The sequence below is a fragment of the Mesorhizobium sanjuanii genome, assembly GCF_002529485.1.
Classification (GTDB): Bacteria; Pseudomonadota; Alphaproteobacteria; order Rhizobiales; family Rhizobiaceae; genus Mesorhizobium; species Mesorhizobium sanjuanii.
The window spans coordinates 1-3,489 of the sequence record NZ_NWQG01000061.1; the positions used below are offsets into that span (position 1 = coordinate 1).

Annotated in this window: 3 protein-coding genes; all 3 read left to right on the forward strand. The window is 60.3% G+C overall.

Annotation, left to right across the window (positions count from 1 at the left end; translation table 11 throughout):
• Window positions 1-906 (forward strand): pyridoxal phosphate-dependent decarboxylase family protein (locus CN311_RS11735; protein ID WP_245440806.1); only part of this gene is annotated, 906 nt, incomplete at its 5' end.
• A 124-nt stretch (window positions 907-1,030) separates the two neighbouring features.
• Window positions 1,031-1,798 carry a DeoR/GlpR family DNA-binding transcription regulator gene (locus CN311_RS11740; protein ID WP_097573876.1) on the forward strand — a complete coding sequence of 256 codons (768 nt, stop codon included), beginning with the start codon at window positions 1,031-1,033 and terminating at the stop codon, window positions 1,796-1,798.
• Between the two features lie 126 nt (window positions 1,799-1,924).
• Window positions 1,925-3,451 (forward strand): glycerol-3-phosphate dehydrogenase, encoded by a 1,527-nt coding sequence (gene glpD, locus CN311_RS11745; protein WP_097573878.1) that lies wholly within the window; start codon window positions 1,925-1,927, stop codon window positions 3,449-3,451.
• Window positions 3,452-3,489: the final 38 nt, after the last annotated feature.

Consider the following 3,489-nt stretch of genomic DNA (forward strand, 5'->3'; position numbering starts at 1 on the left):
GCATTGCGCGTCTATTCATCCGATCAGGTACACACCTCCATCGACCGGGCGATCTGGGTATCGGGCATCGGCGAGGAGAACCTCGTGCGCATCCCAGTTGCCGGCCGTTTTCGCGCCATGGATCCGGCCGCCCTTGAAGCGGCAATTATCGCCGATCGCAAAAACGGCATGCTGCCGGCCGGCATCATCGCCAGCGTCGGCGGCACCAGTACCGGCGGCACGGATGACGTTGCCGGCGTTGCCGCGGTAGCCAGGCGCCACGGGCTCTACCTGCATGTCGATGCGGCCTGGGCCGGATCGGCGATGATCTGCCCCGAATACCGGCATTTCTGGGCTGGCGCCGAGCAGGCGGATTCCATCGTCTTCAATCCGCATAAATGGCTGGGGGCGCAGTTCGACTGCTCGGTTCAGTTCATCCGCCAGCCGGAGGATCTCGTTCGCACGCTGGCGATCAAGCCCGAATTCCTGAAAACGCATGGGCGTGACGGCATCATCAATTATTCCGAATGGTCGGTGCCGCTTGGAAGGCGCTTTCGCGCACTGAAATTGTGGTTCCTGCTGCGGGCCCATGGGCTGGAAAATCTGCGGACCATGATCCGCAACCATGTTGCCTGGAGCGAACGTCTCGCCGCGCGGTTGGCCGGAGAGCCGGATTTCGAGATCGTCACCGAGCCTATGCTGTCGCTGTTTTCGTTCCGGCACGTAGCGGCTAAAGGCGGCGATGCAGACGAACACAATCTTCGCCTGGTCAACGCGATCAACGACGACGGCCGCATCTACCTGACGCAGACCCGCGTGGACGGTCACGTCGCGATCCGTTTTCAGGTCGGCCAGTTCGAGACGACGGCGGCGGACATCGACACCGCCTTCGAGACCATCACGGAGATCGCCCGCGGCTTGGTTTGATCGGCCTAGGAGAGTTGCGCCGAGGTTTGCTTTCGCAATCTTGTGATTTTCATTAGCCGGCTTGTGCCTTTTCATCACTTTCGTTTTGGGCTATTGACAAGAAAAACGAAAGGGAGGCTCTCCGATGTATCTGTCGCCACGGCACGCTGAAATCATCCAGATGGCCAAGGACCAGGGCCGTGTTCTGGTCGACGATCTGGCAACGCACTTCAACGTGACGCCGCAGACAATCCGCAAGGATCTCAACGATCTGTGTGACCAAAGGCTGCTTTCCCGCATCCATGGCGGAGCGCTGTTTCCGTCCGGAATTGAGAACATGGAATATGAGGCTCGGCGCAAGATCGCTGCCGATGAGAAGGAGGCGATCGGCCTTGCGGCGGCGAGACTGATTCCTGACAACGCCTCGCTGTTCATCAACATCGGCACCACGACAGAGTCGGTCAGCAAGGCGCTTCTCGATCATGCGGGCCTCATGGTCATCACTAATAATATCAATGTTGCCAACAGGATGCGCATATATCCTTCGATCGAGGTGGTGATCGCCGGCGGCGTCGTGCGGGGTTCCGACGGCGGCGTGGTCGGTGAGGCGGCAGTCGATTTCATCCGGCAGTTCAAGGTCGACTATGCGGTGATCGGCGCCTCGGCAATCGATCATGACGGTGCGCTGCTTGATTTCGACTTTCGCGAGGTGAAGGTGGCGCAAGCGATCATAGCCAACGCAAGGCATGTCATCCTGGTGTCCGACCGGACCAAGTTCGAGCGCACGGCGCCGGTTCGCATCGGCCATCTGTCGCAGGTCAACACCTTCATCACCGACCGCTGCGACATTCCGTCGGTGCGCAAAATCTGCCAGGAGGCAGAGGTTCAGCTGATCGAAACGTCGCTGTCCTAGAGGATGTCGTTACGGCAATTGTTGCCGTTTATATTTCGTTTGACATTCGTTCTCATTTCGAAATAATCCCGCGATGGTTTCGCAAAAGATCAAAAATGCTGCAATGCGAAATTGCTGGAGGACTTTGTGGAGGCATCCCCGATCCATGACATTTTCGTCATCGGTGGCGGCATCAATGGCTGCGGCATTGCTCGTGACGCCGTTGGGCGCGGCTTCTCGGTCTTCCTTGCCGAGATGAACGATCTGGCGAGCGGAACCTCCTCCGGCTCGACCAAACTGATCCATGGCGGTTTGCGCTATCTCGAATTTTATGAGTTCCGTCTCGTGCGCGAAGCGCTGATGGAGCGCGAGGTGCTGTGGAAGAATGCGCCGCACATCATCTGGCCGATGCGTTTCGTGCTGCCTTACGCAAAGGGCCTGCGTCCAGCCTGGCTGATCAGGCTCGGCCTTTTTCTCTACGACCACATTGGCGGGCGCAAATTGCTGCCGGCGACAAGAACGCTGGATATGGCAAGAGATCCGGCCGGCAAGCCATTGAAGCCGCTATTTCGAAAGGCCTTCGAATATTCCGATGGCTGGGTCAACGATGCGCGGCTGGTGGCGTTGAACGCTCGCGACGCCGCCGACCGGGGCGCCACGATCCGGACCCGCACCAAGGTGGTCGGCGCACGCCGCGACAGCGACCTCTGGACGATCCGGCTGGAAGATGTCCGGACCGGCGAACATGAGGACGTCAAGGCACGGCTTCTGGTCAATGCCGCCGGTCCGTGGGTCGACCAGGTGCTGTCCGGCACGGTCGGCTTGAACGACGTCCACAATGTCCGCCTGGTCAAGGGCAGTCACATCGTCATCGGCAAGAAGTTCGACGACCCGCGCGCCTATTTCTTCCAGAACAAGGACGGGCGAATCATCTTCGCCATTCCCTATGAGGAGGAATTCACCCTGATCGGCACCACGGATCAGGATTATCCCGGCGATCCCCACGATGCGAAGATCAGCGATGCCGAGATCAACTATCTTTGCGCCGCGGCAAGCGAATATTTCGCGCAAGCCGTCAAGCGTTCGGATATCGTGTGGACCTATTCAGCCGTACGCCCGCTTTATGACGACGGCGCCTCGAAGGCTCAGGAAGCGACCCGCGACTATGTGCTGAAGGCGGATGGCCGTGTGGGTGTCGCGCCGATCGTGAATGCCTTCGGCGGCAAGATCACGACCTATCGCCGACTGGCGGAATCGATGCTCGACAAGATCGAGGACTTTCTCGGCAAACGCGGCAAGCCGTGGACGGCGAACGCGCCGTTGCCGGGCGGCGATTTTCCGGCCACCGGCTTCGACGCCGAAGTGGCGAAATTGAAAACGGCCTATCCGTTCCTCGACGCACGCCTGGCCCGCCGGCTGACCCGGCTCTATGGCACCCGCGCGCGCATGCTGCTGGGGCTGGCCAGATCGAATGCCGATCTTGGCCGGCACTTCGGCGCTGATCTCTACGAGGCGGAGGTACGCTATCTCGCCCAGAACGAATGGGCTGTCACCGCCGACGACGTCTTGTGGCGCAGGACCAAGCGTGGCTTGCATCTCAGCCGCGAACAGGCGGCGGCGCTGGAGGAGTTCATGCGTGGCATAAGCCGGCGCCATGTGGCGGCGGCCGAGTAGGGATGGCCAAGTGATGCAGAAAGCCCGGGAGGAGGCGT